Source organism: Pseudomonas inefficax (assembly GCF_032164165.1).
GTDB classification, from domain to species: Bacteria; Pseudomonadota; Gammaproteobacteria; order Pseudomonadales; family Pseudomonadaceae; genus Aquipseudomonas; species Aquipseudomonas inefficax.
Genome location: NZ_CP134401.1, coordinates 4,102,769 through 4,119,674, shown reverse-complemented (window position 1 = coordinate 4,119,674; position 16,906 = coordinate 4,102,769). Strand labels below are relative to the sequence as shown.

13 protein-coding genes and 1 pseudogene are annotated in these 16,906 nt (G+C 53.9%); 10 read left to right on the top strand and 4 right to left on the bottom strand.

Features of this window, described 5'->3' with window-relative positions; genetic code table 11:
* Positions 1 to 69: 69 nt before the first annotated feature.
* On the bottom strand, positions 70 to 831 hold the full coding sequence (locus RIN61_RS18595; RefSeq protein WP_112251873.1) for an SDR family oxidoreductase: 762 nt from the start codon (positions 829 to 831) through the stop codon (positions 70 to 72).
* 175 nt (positions 832 to 1,006) lie between these two features.
* Between RIN61_RS18595 and RIN61_RS18590 the strand changes: the two genes are divergently transcribed.
* The gene (locus tag RIN61_RS18590) at positions 1,007 to 2,008 is read left to right on the top strand and encodes an NADP-dependent oxidoreductase (protein ID WP_112251817.1); all 1,002 of its coding nucleotides are present in this window, start codon (positions 1,007 to 1,009) and stop codon (positions 2,006 to 2,008) included.
* Between the two features lie 668 nt (positions 2,009 to 2,676).
* Positions 2,677 to 3,507 (top strand): undecaprenyl-diphosphate phosphatase, encoded by an 831-nt coding sequence (locus RIN61_RS18585; protein WP_103462879.1) that lies wholly within the window; start codon positions 2,677 to 2,679, stop codon positions 3,505 to 3,507.
* A gap of 56 nt (positions 3,508 to 3,563) precedes the next feature.
* On the opposite strand, the gene pyrF is transcribed toward RIN61_RS18585, so the two are convergent.
* Entirely contained in the window at positions 3,564 to 4,265 is a 702-nt protein-coding gene (gene pyrF, locus RIN61_RS18580) for an orotidine-5'-phosphate decarboxylase (protein ID WP_021783074.1), read from the bottom strand.
* A 181-nt stretch (positions 4,266 to 4,446) separates the two neighbouring features.
* Here pyrF and RIN61_RS18575 point away from each other — a divergent pair, with 181 nt between their 5' ends.
* Complete coding sequence (locus RIN61_RS18575; protein ID WP_010952850.1) at positions 4,447 to 4,614, top strand: DUF2897 family protein; 168 nt, start codon at positions 4,447 to 4,449, stop codon at positions 4,612 to 4,614.
* A gap of 312 nt (positions 4,615 to 4,926) precedes the next feature.
* Here the strand turns inward: RIN61_RS18575 and RIN61_RS18570 are convergent, their stop codons facing one another.
* Positions 4,927 to 5,262, bottom strand: coding sequence for a ComEA family DNA-binding protein (locus RIN61_RS18570; protein WP_252379051.1), 336 nt, complete (start codon positions 5,260 to 5,262; stop codon positions 4,927 to 4,929).
* Positions 5,263 to 5,797: 535 nt separating this feature from the next.
* Between RIN61_RS18570 and wecB (RIN61_RS18565) the strand changes: the two genes are divergently transcribed.
* Positions 5,798 to 7,000, top strand: a complete 1,203-nt coding sequence (wecB, locus tag RIN61_RS18565; protein WP_215520425.1) for a non-hydrolyzing UDP-N-acetylglucosamine 2-epimerase — start codon at positions 5,798 to 5,800, stop codon at positions 6,998 to 7,000.
* Here the strand turns inward: wecB (RIN61_RS18565) and RIN61_RS26825 are convergent.
* A pseudogene (locus RIN61_RS26825) lies at positions 6,945 to 7,073 on the bottom strand (ComEA family DNA-binding protein); the annotation flags it as partial. The gene wecB (RIN61_RS18565) and the pseudogene RIN61_RS26825 overlap by 56 nt on opposite strands.
* A gap of 688 nt (positions 7,074 to 7,761) precedes the next feature.
* Between RIN61_RS26825 and wecB (RIN61_RS18555) the strand changes: the two are divergent.
* The 6 genes from wecB (RIN61_RS18555) (at position 7,762) to RIN61_RS18530 (ending at position 16,905) form a co-directional block, all read left to right on the top strand.
* On the top strand, positions 7,762 to 8,898 hold the full coding sequence (gene wecB, locus RIN61_RS18555) for a non-hydrolyzing UDP-N-acetylglucosamine 2-epimerase (protein WP_215520424.1): 1,137 nt from the start codon (positions 7,762 to 7,764) through the stop codon (positions 8,896 to 8,898).
* The gene (wecC, locus tag RIN61_RS18550) at positions 8,899 to 10,161 is read left to right on the top strand and encodes a UDP-N-acetyl-D-mannosamine dehydrogenase (RefSeq protein ID WP_215520423.1); all 1,263 of its coding nucleotides are present in this window, start codon (positions 8,899 to 8,901) and stop codon (positions 10,159 to 10,161) included. It begins immediately after the preceding gene.
* Positions 10,162 to 10,225: 64 nt separating this feature from the next.
* Positions 10,226 to 11,530 (top strand): nucleotide sugar dehydrogenase, encoded by a 1,305-nt coding sequence (locus RIN61_RS18545; protein ID WP_215520422.1) that lies wholly within the window; start codon positions 10,226 to 10,228, stop codon positions 11,528 to 11,530.
* 1 nt (position 11,531) lies between these two features.
* Positions 11,532 to 15,071 carry an FkbM family methyltransferase gene (locus tag RIN61_RS18540; RefSeq protein ID WP_313853325.1) on the top strand — a complete coding sequence of 1,180 codons (3,540 nt, stop codon included), beginning with the start codon at positions 11,532 to 11,534 and terminating at the stop codon, positions 15,069 to 15,071.
* A gap of 17 nt (positions 15,072 to 15,088) precedes the next feature.
* Entirely contained in the window at positions 15,089 to 15,745 is a 657-nt protein-coding gene (locus tag RIN61_RS18535) for a CatB-related O-acetyltransferase (RefSeq protein ID WP_215520420.1), read from the top strand.
* Between the two features lie 8 nt (positions 15,746 to 15,753).
* On the top strand, positions 15,754 to 16,905 hold the full coding sequence (locus RIN61_RS18530) for a glycosyltransferase (protein WP_215520419.1): 1,152 nt from the start codon (positions 15,754 to 15,756) through the stop codon (positions 16,903 to 16,905).
* Position 16,906 lies beyond the last annotated feature (1 nt).

Sequence of the window (16,906 nt, the reverse complement as noted above, 5' to 3'; positions counted from 1 at the left end):
CGGCCCCGAGAGCAGTGGGGTACCTGTGGGAGCGGGTTTACCCGCGAAGAAGGCCACACCGATATCAGATCAGATCGCCGTAGCCCCACCATCCACTGTCAGGCAATGCCCTGTGGTAAACGCCGCGCCGTCGCTGCACAAGTACAGCACGGCGCTGGCAATTTCCTCGACCTTGCCAATACGCCCCACCGGATGCATGGCAGCGGCAAACTCGGCCTTGCGTGGGTCGGCCTCATAGGCGCGGCGGAACATGTCGGTGTCGATCACCGCCGGGCACACCGCATTCACCCGGATGCCCTTCTTGGCGTACTCGATGGCCGCCGACTTGGTCAGGCCGATCACCGCGTGCTTGGAGGCGCTGTAGATGCTCATCTTCGGCGCCGCACCCAAGCCCGCCACCGAGGCGGTATTGACGATGGCCCCACCGCCCTGGGCCAACAGCAACGGCAGCTGGTACTTCATGCACAGCCATACACCCTTCACGTTGACGCCCATGATGGCATCGAACTCCGCCTCGCTGCCTTCGGCCAGGCGGCCCTGCTCGATCTCGATACCTGCGTTGTTGTAGGCATAGTCCAGCCGGCCATAGGCGGCGATCAGGCGCTCGTGCAGTTGGCGCACTTCGGCATCACGGGTAACGTCGCAGGCAATGAACAGCGCCTCCCCGCCCGCCGCGTGGATCAGTGCCACAGTGGCCTCGCCACCGGCCGGGTCGAGGTCGGCCACCACCACCTTCAAGCCCTCCCGGGCGAAAGCCAGGGCGGTCGCCCGGCCGATGCCGGCAGCGCCGCCGGTGACCAGGGCTACCTGGCCGGAAAAGGTCATGCTCATCGCGTGCTCCAAAGGGTGCTTGGTGGGGTTCAGAGCATAGTCAGCCACCACCCGGCCGGGCAGCATCATAACCCCACCGGTTGGGCTACCATGCTTGTCAGTGATGTTAAGGACCTGCCTACATCAACAGGGTAGATTTGACGTCTCCCCCTTCCACTGCCCACAAGGACCCGCCATGACCAACACCAACCGCCGCTTCCTGCTCGCCAAACGCCCGGTCGGCGCCGTGCGCCGTGACGACTTCAGCTTCGAGACCGTGCCCGCCGAACAACCCGGCGAAGGCCAGGTGCTGGTGCGCAACCTGTACCTGTCGCTGGACCCGGCCATGCGCGGCTGGATGAACGAAGGCAAGTCCTACATTCCGCCCGTGGCCTTGGGCCAGGTGATGCGCGCGCTGGGTGTTGGCGAGGTTGTCGCCTCCAACCACCCCGCCTACAAGCCGGGCGACCATGTAAGCGGTGCACTTGGCGTGCAGGACTATTTCACTGGCGAACCCCAGGGCCTGCACAAGATCGACCCCAACCTGGCGCCCCTGCCCCGCTACCTGTCGGCGCTGGGCATGACCGGCATGACCGCCTATTTCGCCCTGCTGGACGTTGGCCAGCCCAAGGCCGGTGACACCGTGGTCATTTCCGGCGCAGCCGGCGCAGTGGGCAGCATTGTCGGGCAGATTGCCAAGATCAAAGGCTGCCGCGTGGTCGGCATTGCCGGCGGCGCCGAGAAGTGCCAGTACCTGAAGGACGAACTGGGCTTTGACGGGGTGATCGACTACAAGGCCGAAGACGTGCTGGCCGGCCTGAAGCGCGAATGCCCCAAAGGCGTGGATGTGTACTTCGACAACGTCGGCGGCGACATCCTCGATGCCGTGCTGACCCGCATCAACTTCAAGGCACGCATCGTGATTTGCGGCGCGATCAGCCAGTACAACAACAAGGAAGCAGTGAAAGGCCCGGCCAACTACCTGTCGCTGCTGGTGAACCGCGCGCGCATGGAAGGCTTTGTGGTGATGGATTACACCAAGGACTACGGCAAGGCCGCACTGGAGATTGCCGGGTGGCTGGCCAGCGGGCAGGTGAAGAGCAAGGAAGATGTGGTGGAAGGGCTGGAGACCTTCCCCGAGACACTGCTGAAGCTGTTCAGTGGGGAGAACTTTGGCAAGTTGGTGCTGAAGGTTTGAGATTGAGGTAGCCAATACTGGCCTCATCGCCGGCAAGCCAGCTCCCACAGGTACAGCGCCACCCTTGAGCCCGACGCTGTACCTGTGGGAGCTGGCTTGCCGGCGATTGGGCCGCACAGCGGCCCCGGCGATAACTGCAGCACCGCGTTCGCAGCGCGTCAGACTTTCCTGAACCTTGCCCCCACCGCTTCAGCTTGAAGCAGCAAGCGAACTATCCTACGCAGCGGTCGGAAGCAGCTGAATTGTCGGGGAAATCCCTCAGGGATAACTTCACCGGGTCGCCATGTTGGTGACCGGGTGTGAGAACCTGTTATGCACTGCTGCTCCACTGTTCAATGGCAGCCATTCGCGGGCAGGCTTCGGCTTGGCCGGCGTCAGTGCACCGGTTTCTCACCCCGCGCAATGGCTGCCACCCTTGTCCGTGAGAAAGATCCGGGTGGTTTCTCCTCGTCACGCACTGGATTTTCACTATGAAAAAGTACACCCCCTCCCCAATCCTAACCGCAGGCCTGGAAACCTTCCTCGAAGCCGGCAACCCCACACAAGTCTTCGCAACGTCGCTCTGGTAGCATCCGCCCCCGCACCAACATCTTCGCTGCCTCAACCGGCAATCACAGCTAAATCAAGAGCATGGGCCTGGCAAGCAGCACGGCTCTAACGGGGGATCAATGGATTTATGGACTGCCTTCCAGGCACTCATCCTGGGTGTGGTTGAAGGGCTCACGGAGTTTCTACCAATCTCCAGTACCGGGCACCAGATCATCGTTGCCGATTTGATCGATTTCGGCGGTGAACGCGCGATTGCATTCAACATCATCATCCAACTGGCAGCGATCCTGGCGGTAGTGTGGGAGTTTCGCGGCAAGATCCTGGAAGTGGTGTTCGGCCTGAGCAGCCAGCCTACGGCACGGCGCTTCACTGGCAACCTGCTGTTGGCATTCATGCCGGCGGTGGTGCTGGGCGTGCTGTTCGCCGACCTGATTCACCACTACCTGTTCAACCCGATCACCGTGGCAACGGCCCTGGTGGTTGGCGGGGTGATCATGCTCTGGGCCGAACGCCGTACCCACCGCGTGGCGGTCGACCATGTCGATGACATGCGCTGGACCCATGCCTTGAAGATCGGCTTCGTCCAATGCCTGGCGATGATCCCGGGCACCTCGCGTTCCGGGTCCACCATCATCGGCGGCCTGCTGTTCGGCCTGTCGCGCAAGGCGGCGACCGAGTTCTCGTTCTTCCTGGCGATGCCGACCATGGTCGGTGCGGCGGTGTATTCGGGCTACAAGTACCGCGACCTGTTCCAGCCCGGCGACCTGCCGGTGTTTGCCATCGGCTTCGTGACCTCGTTCATCTTCGCCATGATCGCCGTGCGTGCGCTGCTCAAGTTCATCGCCAACCACAGCTACGCGACGTTCGCCTGGTATCGCATCGTCTTCGGTTTATTGATTCTGGCTACCTGGCAGTTCGGCTGGATCGACTGGTCGACAGCTCAAGGCTGATATCACGCCACAAAAATGAAAAGGGCTGCATTCGCAGCCCTTTTCATTGGTCAGGTTCAGCCGCGTATTTCAGCGACTACCGCAGCCAGCGCTTGCGCCGGGTTGGCGGCCTGGCTGATCGGGCGGCCGATCACCAGGTAGTCCGAACCGGCATCCAGTGCCTGGCGCGGGGTGAGGATACGGCGCTGGTCATCCTGCGCACTGCCCGCCGGGCGAATGCCCGGGGTCACCAGTTGCAGCGAAGGGTGCGCAGCCTTCAGCGCCGGGGCTTCCAGCGCCGAGCACACCAAACCGTCCATGCCAGCCTTCTCGGCCAGCGCGGCCAGGCGCAGCACCTGCTCTTGCGGGTCGACATCCAGACCGATGCCGGCCAGGTCTTCACGCTCCATGCTGGTCAGCACGGTCACGCCAATCAGCAACGGCTGCGGGCCGCTACGCTTGGCCAGCTCTTCACGGCAGGCCGCCATCATGCGCAGGCCACCGGAGCAATGCACGTTCACCATCCAGACCCCCATCTCGGCCGCAGCCTTCACCGCCATGGCGGTGGTGTTGGGGATGTCGTGGAACTTGAGGTCCAGGAACACTTCGAAGCCCTTGTCGCACAGGGTTTCGACAATGCCCGAAGCGCTGCTGGTGAACAGCTCCTTGCCAACCTTCACCCGGCACAGCGCAGGGTCAAGCTGGTCAGCCAGCTTCAGGGCGGCCTCACGGGTAGGGAAATCCAGGGCGACGATCAGGGGCGTCTGGCAGGCGGACATGGGCAGGGTCTCTTGGCAAGTCGAAAACGGCGCGCATTGTAAACGATGTGGCACAGGCTTTGGGGCCCGCGGGTCACGGAATTGGCCCGGCAGCGGCTGGCTCCTATAATTGAACCAACGGAACGGGCAATTGCTCAACATTTGTACAAGCGCTGCCCATCACCAGCAAAGGAGAACGACAATGCCCTGGTATGCCTGGCTGATACTCATCATAGCCCTCGGCTCGATCGTCGGCGGGCTGATGTTGCTGCGCGATACGGCAAAAAAACTGCCACTGACCGAAGAACAGCTGCGCAAGGTGCATGAGCGCAATGCCGAAGCGGATGCCAAGGATGCGCAGGACCGCTAGCGCGCCAGCGTCGCAAAGCCGCGTTCATAGAGTTGCACATAACTCATTGACTCAGCGGGGCCCCTGTGGGAGCGGCTTTAGCCGCGAATACCGGCGCAGCCGGTGCCATGCACCGCGTTGGGTTCTTCGCGGCTAAAGCCGCTCCCACATTGTCAGCACCAACTTCCAGACATGCTCCTACAGGCTATGAGGCAACCTGATGGGGCAAGACAGTTGCTCCCGCAGGGTACGCGGACCGCTTTCGAATTCAGTTTTCTCAATTGAATCTTGATAAAAGTCAGGGCCAGGACTCAAACCCCAGCCCCTCCCCCCTTACTCCACCATCACCTTGTCCCGGTTACGCTCCAGCAACGCATTACCAATCCCCTTGATCTCCAGCAGCTCATCCACCGAAGCAAACGGCCCATTGGCCTCCCGGTAAGCCACTATGGCCTCGGCCTTGGCCTTGCCTATCCCGTTCAGCTCCTTCTGCAACGTCAGCGCATCAGCCGTGTTCAGGTCCAGCCGCTGCGGCGGCTGGGCCTGCTGCTGAGTTACCACCGGTGCCGGCTCGGGTACCGCCGTGGTGCTGGCCGGGGCGGCGCTAAGGGAAAAGGACAGGCTGGCAAACAGCGGCAGCAGCAGGTACGACAGAACGTTGTTACGCATGGTGAACACTCCTTAGGTTGGTCATTTTCCAACAGCCGTTTTCCTTCGGCTGTGCAATCAACCCTAGCGGCAAACCTGACAGCGAAACAGCCAGCATCATCGGCGAATGGTTACCAAATCGATCAATCACCCAGCCAACTTCGCGAACCCAGAGACAATGGCTTTTCCCTCTCCCCCACCCCGACCCGAGAGCATTGGCGCCACACTCCATTGCCTGTAGCCGAATACCCGTTTGTCCGACGCCGCATACACAGCAAAACCCGCCCACATTCCTACAATCCCCGGTGAACAAGGCCTTACCACGAACAACCGCACTCCCCCGCCGGCAAACACCCCCCTGAAAACTGGCATCACATAAACCAACTGCTAGATTTTTGAGCAATGGACAGCCGTTTGCTTGAAGGACCCAAGCTGCATACCCCATACACCCGCCGCCTGCCCTCGCACCCAGCCCGTCCACCAGGCCAGCCTTCGTGCGCCCGATCGGCCCCTTTGGCCCACCAGTACTGCCCCGTCCAGCAAGAGGATCACCGCCGTGCCCCTCAAGACCCTCACCGTATTTGGCACTCGTCCAGAAGCCATCAAGATGGCCCCCCTCGCCCTGCAACTCGCCCAGGACGCCCGCTTCGAATCCCGCGTGTGCGTCACCGGCCAGCATCGGCAAATGCTCGACCAGGTACTGGAACTGTTCGGTATCACTCCCGATTACGACTTGAACATCATGAAGCCCGGCCAGGACCTGACCGGCGTGACCACGGGGATTTTGCAGGGTATCCAGCCGGTACTGGCCGAATTCAAGCCCGATGTGGTGCTGGTGCATGGCGACACCGCGACCACGTTTGCCACCAGCCTGGCGGCCTATTACCAGCAAATTCCCATCGCCCACGTAGAGGCCGGTCTGCGCACCAATAACCTGTATTCACCCTGGCCAGAGGAAGGCAACCGGCGCCTGACCGGCACCCTGGCCGCCCTGCACTTCGCCCCCACCGCCACCTCGCGTGACAACCTGCTAAGGGAAGGCATCGACCCGTCGAGCATTTTCACCACTGGCAATACCGTGATCGATGCCCTCCTGGAAGTGGTGCACAAGCTGGAGAGCCCCGCGCTGAGGGCCCAGTTCGAACGCCAATTCGATTACCTGGCTGCCAACCGCCGCATGGTACTGGTAACAGGCCATCGCCGAGAGAACTTTGGCGGTGGCTTCGAACGAATCTGCCAGGCACTGGTACAGACGGCGCGCCAGTTTCCGGAGGTGGATGTGGTGTACCCGGTGCACCTCAATCCCAACGTGCGCGAGCCGGTCAACCGGCTGCTGGCGGATGTGGGGAATATCTACCTGATCGAGCCGCTGGATTACCTGCCGTTCGTTTATCTGATGAGCCGTGCCTATGTGATTTTGACCGACTCGGGGGGCATTCAGGAGGAAGCGCCAGCGTTGGGCAAACCTGTGTTGGTAATGCGCGATACCACTGAGCGGCCGGAGGCAGTTACAGCCGGGACTGTGAAGCTCGTGGGCACGGAGCTAGGTTCTATTGCCGGTGAGTTGGCTAGGTTGCTAACGGATCATGGAGCGTATCGGGAGATGAGCGTGGCGCATAATCCGTATGGAGACGGGAAAGCGTGTGGGAGGATATTGCAGGCGCTTGCTGAGTTTGCCGACACGCTCAATGGTGAGAAGGCGCCAGCAGTTCATCCACCGAAGCAAACAGCCCATCGGCCTCCCGGTAGGCCACAATAGCCTTGGTCTTTCCTATTCTATTCAACTCCTTCTGTGAAGTGAGCACCTCAGCCGTGTGCAGATCCAGCCGCTGCGTGTACTAGGTCTGCTGCGGGTTTATCACAGACTCCAGCTCGTGCACACAGTGGCGCTGGTTGGGCGGCGCAACGGAAAAGGGCAGGCTGACGCACAGGTACAACAGAACGTTGTTAGGCATGGTAAACACTTAAATAACGCAACCAGCCCACCCAAAGAAATGGCATAACGCCATTTTCTAGGTTAACTTGATGAAATAAAGGCGATGGCAAATCGCCGCTAGGTAAATTCCGCTTTAACATAGGTTTCATTCAGACCAAAAGCTGTTGTTTTTTCCGAAAACCTTTCCAGACAAGACCATCGCCCGCTCGTCGTGTGCCTCAGTCAGACTGAATTTGTTGGCATGATGGCTGAATAGATTAAAACAATCGTTTTTATTGATTCATTTAATAAAAATATCATCCGATCAATCGATTAAAAGGGGCAGAAGCGGGTGGTCAGGGGAAAAAAACGTGCCAGACAGGGATGTCATATTGATGACGAAGTGATAAATTTGCGTCAATTGGACAACCTCTATGCTTGAAGGATCCGGGCAAACATGAATTTTTCTTCACCTCCCAGCAAGCCCCCCGCTCACGTGCGTGGCGCTACCCAGGCCAGCCCCCCCGGCCGATTTGCGTAACACCCACGATCCGCCCCGTAGCACCGATCCAAACGCCTTCACTCACACACAGAAGACCGTCGCCGTGTCCTTAAAGGCCCTCATCGTATTTGGCACCCGCCCAGAGGCCATCAAAATGGCTCCTCTGACATGCGACCTTGCCCAGGACGACCGCTTCGAGTCGCGCGTTTGCGTAACCGGCCAGCACCGCCAGATGATGGACCAGGTTCTGGAACTGTTCGAGATTACTCCCGACTACGACTTGAACATCATGAAGCCGGGACAGGACCTGACAGACGTAACCACTGCCATCCTGCAGGGTCTGAAACCTGTACTGGCCAGTTTCAAGCCGGACGTGGTACTTGTGCACGGCGATACCGCCACTACCTTTGCCACCAGCATCGCCGCTTACTACCAGCAGATTCCGGTCGTCCATGTCGAGGCAGGTCTGCGTACTGGCGACATCTATTCCCCCTGGCCGGAAGAGGGCAACCGTAAACTCGCTGGCGCACTTGCGTCGCTGCACTTGGCACCTACCGAGACCTCGCGCGATAACCTGTTGAGAGAAGGAGTCAATCCACAGAATATTGTCGTGACAGGCAATACCGTGATAGATGCGCTCTTGCAGGTGGTCGCCAAACTGGATACTGATCTTGGGCTAAAGGCGCAGCTCACCTCCCGCTTTGAATTTCTACACCCGGAGCGCAAGTTGGTTCTGGTCACTGGTCATCGCCGAGAAAACTTCGGTAGCGGCTTCGAGCGTATCTGCCAGGCCTTAGTAGAGACTGCGCAGCGCTTCCCTGAAGTGGACATCGTTTACCCGGTGCATCTGAATCCGAATGTACGAGAGCCAGTCAACCGCTTACTGGGCGGTCTCGACAATGTACACTTGATTGAACCGCTTGATTACCTTCCCTTCGTCTACCTGATGAAGCAGGCATATCTGATTCTCACTGACTCGGGCGGTATCCAGGAGGAGGCACCTTCGCTAGGTAAGCCTGTTCTGGTCATGCGAGATACTACAGAGCGACCTGAAGCAGTCAGTGCTGGCACAGTAAAACTGGTGGGTACTAGTGTAAGTGCCATTGTGAATGGATTACATAGTTTACTGACTGATGACAATATATATAGAGCCATGAGTCACGCCCATAATCCTTACGGGGATGGAAAGGCGTGCTCGCGGATCATCGCTACCCTAAGCAATTTGATTAAGAGGCAGTAAATGACTTTGGGTACCATCGCCGTGATTGGATTGGGCTATATTGGCCTGCCCACTGCAGCCGTATTTGCTTCTCGGAAGATAAAAGTAATAGGTGTTGATGTTAACCTTCATGCAGTAGAAGCAATCAATCGTGGTGAGGTTCATATCGTCGAGCCTGATCTCGACATGCTCGTACATGCGGCTGTGACTGAGGGTTATCTACGGGCTACATCAGTAGCTGAACCGGCCGATGCATTCCTGATTGCCGTACCTACTCCCTTTAATGAAAGACATGAGCCGGATCTATCGTTCATCAAGTCCGCGAGCAACAGCATCGCGCCGGTTTTGAAACCTGGAGATCTAGTAGTGCTCGAATCCACCTCGCCGGTGGGGGCGACCGAGCAGATGGCCGCTTGGTTGGCAGAAGCACGTCCGGATTTAACGTTCCCTCAGGATGCGGGAGAAGCGTCGGATATTCGTATTGCCCATTGCCCTGAGCGCGTATTACCGGGGCATGTCCTTCGTGAACTGGTACATAACGATAGAGTGATTGGCGGCATAACAGCGCGTTGCTCTGAAGTGGCCGCTAGCCTCTATAAAATTTTTGTAGAAGCTGAGTGCGTGATTACTGACGCTCGTACTGCCGAAATGTGCAAGCTGACAGAGAACAGTTTCCGCGACGTTAACATCGCCTTCGCCAATGAGTTATCTATTATTTGCGATAAATTGGGTGTAAATGTATGGGAACTGATTCGTCTGGCAAATAGACACCCACGTGTAGACATCTTGAAGCCTGGCCCGGGCGTCGGTGGGCACTGTGTCGCAGTGGATCCCTGGTTCATTGTAAATCAGGCTCCCAAACAGTCCCCATTGATTCGTACCGCGCGCGAGGTAAACGATGGGAAGCCTGCTTGGGTCATCGATAAGGTAAAGAGACTGGTCGATGAAGTAAGTGAAATTGCTGGAAAAAAAAGAGGAAGTGTTCAAATTGCCTGTTTGGGCCTGGCCTTCAAAGCAGACATCGACGATCTGCGTGAAAGTCCAGCATTGGCAATCACTCTCGAGCTTGCGAGGTTGTTCCCTGGGCAAATAGTTGCTGTTGAGCCAAATATTGATTTGCCTCCGAATATTTTGCGCGAAGCTGAAGTACCTTTGATAGAGTTCGCTGACGCCATGAAGGCGGATGTTCTATTGTTACTTGTTGATCATAAAATCTTCTCGAAGCAGGTGTTCGACCTGGGTCAGGAGAAGCGGCTTTTGGATACGCGGGGCGTATTCGCTTGACGTCAGTTTAAATTAGTACCTTTCTAGTGGGCGCGAGCCCGAATTAATTAACACGGAGTAGATAATGAAGCAGACGCTTCTGGAAAAACTTAATGACAAGACTGGCGTCATTGGTATCGTCGGGCTTGGCTATGTAGGGTTACCGCTGGTCCTACGTTACGCTGAAGTCGGCTACAAGGTGCTGGGTTTCGATATCGATCAATCGAAGATCGACCATATCGAAGGTGGCACCAGTTACATTGAGCACATTCCGGCAGCCTCTATCGCCCGCGCGGTAGAGCAAGGCTTCAAGGCTACTACCGACTTTTCGCAAGCCCGTGATGTTGATGCCCTGATTCTCTGTGTGCCTACGCCGCTCAACAAATACCGGGAGCCGGATCTGAGTTTCGTATTGGATACCACTGATTCGCTGGTGCCCCATCTCCGCGCGGGGCAGGTCGTATCATTGGAAAGTACGACTTACCCAGGTACCACCGAGGAAGAATTGCTGCCACGCATCGAATCGCGTGGCTTCCAGGTGGGAGAGGATGTATTTCTGGTTTACTCGCCGGAGCGTGAGGATCCGGGCAACCCGAATTTCACCACACGTACAATTCCAAAAGTGTGTGGTGGGCATACCACTGCCTGCCAAGAAGTGGGGATGGCACTGTACGGTCAGGTTATCGACCATGTAGTACCTGTTTCCAGCACCCGTGCTGCGGAAATGACCAAGCTTCTTGAGAACATCCACCGAGCCGTAAATATCGGCCTAGTCAACGAGATGAAGATCGTTGCAGACAAGATGGATATTGATATTCACGAAGTCATCCGTGCTGCAGCGACCAAGCCCTTTGGTTTCGTACCTTATTACCCTGGGCCTGGCCTTGGCGGGCACTGCATTCCTATCGACCCCTTCTACTTGACCTGGAAGGCCCGCGAATACGGTCTGCACACTCGTTTTATCGAGCTAGCCGGTGAGGTTAACTCTGCAATGCCTGACTACGTGATTTCCAAGTTGACTGGTGCGCTGAATGATCGAGAAAAATCAGTAAAAGGCAGTAAGGTACTGGTTCTGGGTATTGCGTATAAGAAAAACGTAGATGATATGCGCGAGTCTCCGTCTGTCTTCATGATGGAAAAACTGCGTGGACTGGGCGCCATTATTAGCTACAGCGATCCGCATGTTCCGGTATTCCCAAAAATGAGGGAGCACAGCTTTGATCTGAGCACTGTACATCTATCTGCGGAAAGTATCGCCGCATATGACTGCGTCCTCCTTGCTACTGATCATGACTGCTTTGATTATGAGCTTATAGGTTCTAGCGCCCAACTCGTCATTGATTGCCGCGGGCGCTTCAAAGCCATTGCAAATAACGTGGTGCGTGCTTGATATGAAAGACAACATATTCGAGTTTGACTATCATGGTGCTGCCATTGCTTTTAGGTTTCCCGAACGCTCGGATTACATAAAAGAAAAGATTATTTCCAACGCAAACTTTTATGAAGAAGATTTGCTTGCCGAAATAAGCAGGCTACCCATCGCTGAAGGTGCTTTCTGCGATGTCGGTGCTAACATTGGTAATCACAGTGTTTTTTTCTCTCGAATATTGGGTCGAGATGTCTACTCCTTCGAGCCCGTCTTGGAGAGCTACGGACTGCTATCTGAAAACATAAAACTCAATGGCGTGGAGTCGCACGTTCAAGCATTTAATGTGGCGATAGGAGCCACAGAGAGCCGCGGGGTTATGCAGGTTCACGAGCGGAATCTCGGTGCTTCCAAATTGGTGGAGGAAGAAGGGGGCGGCGTTAAAATATCGCTGCTGGATTCCATCCTCCCCCCCAAATCTAACATCGCCCTGATCAAAATTGATGTGGAAGGATATGAGTGCCAGGTATTGCGCGGAGCCACTGAGACGATAAAGCGTTGCAAGCCTGTATTGGTTATCGAGTCTCAGTCTATAGTTTCTTTTATTGAGCTTGGCTCTATCCTTCAGGATTATGGATACGTACCCATTGGGCAGAAGGGAAACACGGCGACTGTTTTTTTTGTGCATGAAGAAAATATGCCGCTTTACCGAGACATGATTCCGTTTCTTTCGCGAAATGATGTGGATGAAGCGCGGCGTAGAGTTCAGGGGCAGTTGGAAGGCGTTAAGTCAAAAATTCTCTCTTCGATTAAGGTTGTCGGTGAAAAGCTAGAGTATGACGGCTCAGATCTTGCTGCAGATATCCAGCAGTTAAAGGGATCAAGCGCTGGGGTGCAGCAGTTACTCGAAGGTGTTGTTACCACCTTTAATGAGCATCTTCGAGACGACGGGCGTGTACGTGAATTTGAACACCGTTGCCAAAAGCTTGAATCTGAGCTCCAGGAACAAGTGCTCTTGCTTGAGGAACTCAGCCGTTCTTCCGAGCAAAAAATAGCAGCTTGCGAACGAACAATCTCAGCTTTGCAGATGAATAATTCTGAACTTGAAGGGCAAGTACTCTTGCTTGAGGAGTTTAGTCGTTCATCTGAACAGGAATTGGCGGCTTGTGAAGAAACTATTTCTGCTTTAAAGACCAATAATTCCGAACTTGAGGGACAGGTACTCATGCTTGAGGACCTCAGTCGCTCGTCTGAGCAGGAGCTAGCAGTTTGCGAACAAATCATTTGTACTTTGAAGGCAAATAACTCTGAGCTTGAGGAACAGGTGCTATCGCTTGAGGGTGATCGTCGCGCTTCTGAACAAAAAATGATAGCTTGTGAGCAGGCTATATCTGATTTGAAGGTGAGCAACTCCAAACTTAAAGGGCAAGTACTCTCGCTCGAAGAGCTCAGTCGCACCTCTGAGCAGAAAATCACAAATTGTGAACAGACTATATCCAGTTTAGAAATCAGCAATCAGGCGCTAGCCTCAAGGTTAAAGCTTGAGCAAATTAGATCTGAACATCTGCACTCAGCGCTGGAACGGAGCTTCAATAGCAGGCTTCATAAACTGCAAAGCAATATGTTTTCTGTATCCAACAAGGCTACATTCGGCTTGGTCTCGGCCAGGAAAAGCTGGGATGTTTTTTCCGGCCAGTTGGATAGGCAAATCCGTATAGCGCAGGAACGGCAGGGTCCGGCGCTCACCTATGTGGCAGAGCGGCCCTCGGAAATTAAACAACATCGCGTAGATCTAGCACATTCCAACCTAAAGAAAACCAATGCGGCAAACACTCCGAAAGTGCGAGTCGGCATTGCATCTATCGAGATTCGCAGAACAGCTCTAAGTCATGTGATTGACTGCTTATATGACCAGGTTGATGAGCTGTACATTTACCTGAATGATTATTCGTACATTCCGGATTTCCTAAACAGGGAAAAGATCACTGTAATTCACGATAAAGGTGATGTTGGCGATCGTGGAAAATTCTATGGACTCATCAACTTTGAAGGATACTACTTCACCTGCGACGACGACATCTCCTATCCTCCGTACTATGTTAAGCATTGCATAGATGGTATTGAGCGTTACGGTCGGAAGTCCGTGGTCGGCTGGCATGGGTCGATTATTCTCCATCCGTTTGTAGATTACTACACTCCCACATCTCGTCGAGTCTTGTCGTTCCGAGCGGGTCGCCCTAAGGACACTGCAGTTCACGTTTTGGGTACTGGATGCACTGCCTTCCATACAAGCACCATCCAGCTAAGATATGAAGATTTTAAAACATCTAATATGGCGGATATCTATTTCGCCCTAATTGGACAGGCGCAAAGTATACCTTTCGTGGTATTGAAACACGATGCTGGGGAGGCCCTGCCTTTAGATATCCCTGACGACAAGGCCATTCATAAGGAATCCATGGCCTCGACTGGTTCAAAAGCTGATACGAAAGCACTGCAAAACAAACTTGTTGCAGAGCATAAAAATTGGAGCGCACCAGTTGCCGATATTGCTGTAGCACGCGAATCAAAAACTGTTGCTTATGTAGGACGTGTTGATACAGAACGCTGGAAAAAAGGCGGCATTCTCAAGTCCGGGAAAATGATCATCAACGCTTTGCGCCGATTCGGCCATAGAGTTATTCCCGTAGAGCTCGACACAGAATACAGCGCCCAGATTGCTAGCATTAAAGATGCCGATATAGTGTGGATATATCCTGGGGATCCAAATCGCCCGGATTTTCGTCTTGTAGAGCAACTGATTGAGCACGCGGCGGGAAGTGGCAAGAGCGTTTTTGTTAACCTCTCATTTAATGCGATGCCTACTAGAACTGACTGGATCGTAGAAAGGCTTTCCGCCTGGAAGCTCGCCTATGGCAGCCGTGTAAAAGCTTGTGTGTTTACCAATACGCTCAAAGGTATTTCTTCTTTCTCCGGCCTTGAAGACAACTTGGTTTGCTTGCCCAAGACCATTGACTTTAATGTCGATTTTCCATGTCCAACATTCAATTCTACCAAGGGAATATTCTTCGGCGATCTGCAAAAGTTACTAAACAAGGATTTGGTTGGCGGCGATATAGCCGCGTGGCTTGACGCGTTGCGGAAGGAATTACCCGGAGTTCCTTTGTACGCTGTTCGTCAATATGGTGGGAAGATCGATCGAGACCTGGGTCTTGAGGTAATACCTTACACCGTTGGTCAAGCGTGGGACAATTTCATCTCATCTTGCCGCATAGTCACATGTTTAACCCCTCACGCCACCTTTGAAATGATACCTGTTGAATCTGCTGGCTTAGGCATCCCTGCTGTCTATCGACCGATGCTGCATGCTCATTCTGAGGTGCTTTCGGTTTCGGGCATAGAAGTGAAAAATGTTGAAGAGTTCGTCCATGCCTGCAAGTGTTTATACACTGATGAGGCAATTTGGAATAGTTACAGTGTCAGTTCACGGCTTCGTGCACAAAGCCTCCATATAGACCATATTTCTGCGTCTATTCATCAGCAAATGGTAATGGCTAGTCGCTGAAATGAAAGGTATAGAAAATGGCGTTTAACAAAGAATTGAAGGCGAGAGGGTTGTCTGTAGCGGATCAGTACATCCCCCGCTCCCCATTTCGCTATGAACCGAAGGTGACGCTTGGCTCCTGCGAAATACAGGCGGGTGTCAGTGTAGGTATGCATACTTACATAAACGATGGTTTTGTCCGCTCTAATGTTGTAATTGGTCGGTACTGTTCTATTGGTCGAAATGTGATAATCGGTTCAGGCCATCATGAAATGGGCTTTTTGTCTACAAGTTCATTTTTCAATGCGCCGCCAAATACAGGCTCTAGTATCAAGTTAGCGGACTACAAAAAAAGGATCCGCGTGATAATAGGGCATGACGTTTGGGTTGGAGATCGTGCAATAATTCTTTCTGGGGTTTCGGTGGGTAATGGCGCCGTCATTGCCGCTGGATCGATTGTAACTAAAGACGTTGCTGACTACTCGGTAGTTGCCGGCGTACCTGCGAAACCTTTGAAATGGCGATTCGAGGACGAGTCCGTTCGTGATCGACTATGCCGAGTACGCTGGCATGAATTTGATCCTGAGAAACTCAAAGCCTTAGATATTTCTAACATTCATGAGGTTTTGGATACATTGGAGTCTTGGCCGGATGAGTGGCGGACTATGAAAAATAATCGACATGTACTGCTGTGAGACCTGACGTGCGAGATAGACTGATCAAATTGATAAAAAAGATCGGCGATCATGCGCTAGATTTTGCATTTGGTTTATTTTGCCTACGCAAAAAAATATACGATGACGATGTTTACCTTTTTTTGGCAATAAATGGCGCCGGTCTCGGACATTTGACCAGAGCTCTCGGTATAGCAAAGGCATTGAAGCGAAATAGACCTGAGACGAAGATTATCTTTCTCACCACAAGCATTGGTGTTCCCTTGGTTCTTCGCCAAGGGTTTACCTGTTTTCATGTACCACCATTTGCAATGGCGGGAGGTATAGGCGCTCGTGATTGGAATGGATTATTCTTTTCGCAACTTTTAAGTTTGATTTCACTTTATAGGCCTTCCAAAGTTGTTTTTGATGGAACTGTCCCTTACGAAGGTTTGCTGAGGGGAATGCGAAGGTTTCCTGCGATCAAGTTTATTTGGGTGAAAAGAGGGCTTTATAAGGATGTCGCTCTGAATGACAGATTGAAATCCCATGTACGGCGATTTTCCTCAGTTATCATTCCTGGTGAAATCGGGGATGATATTCCAGGCCCTAGCGGCAATGTAGTATTCGTGCCGCCGATTGTGATGTGTGAGAGGGAAGAGGTTCTACCCGTTGAGACTGCGATAGAGCGACTTGGGTTGCGGCCAGACAAAAAAAGGGTGCTAGTTCAACTCGGGGCAGGAAATATTAATGACATTTCTGGGCAGTTGGGGAAGGTCGTTTCCTTTTTGAACGACCGCGGCGATGTGGAGGTTTGTGTGGCTCACTCGCCTATTTCCCTCCACCCGTTTTTTCTTCCTAGAGTAAAGAATGTCGAACTCTACCCGATGAGTTGGTATTTTTCTGCCTTCGACCTGGTGGTTTGTGCCGCAGGTTATAATTCGGTCTGTGAGGTCGTTTATCACGAAGTCCCAACAATTCTTATACCTAACGTGTCTACAAAATCTGACGATCAGGTGAAACGAGCGGAGATGGCAGCGCTATTTGGAATCTTGGCGCTGAAAGAGCCGCTTGACAGAGAAGAGTTTCTCGATTCCGTTAGCCGCCTCATTGATGGGCAGGATAACAATACTCCCGACTGGAAGGCCAGTCGGAAGGTAAATGGGGCTGACAAAGCCTCTCATGTCATTCTTAACGTTTAGT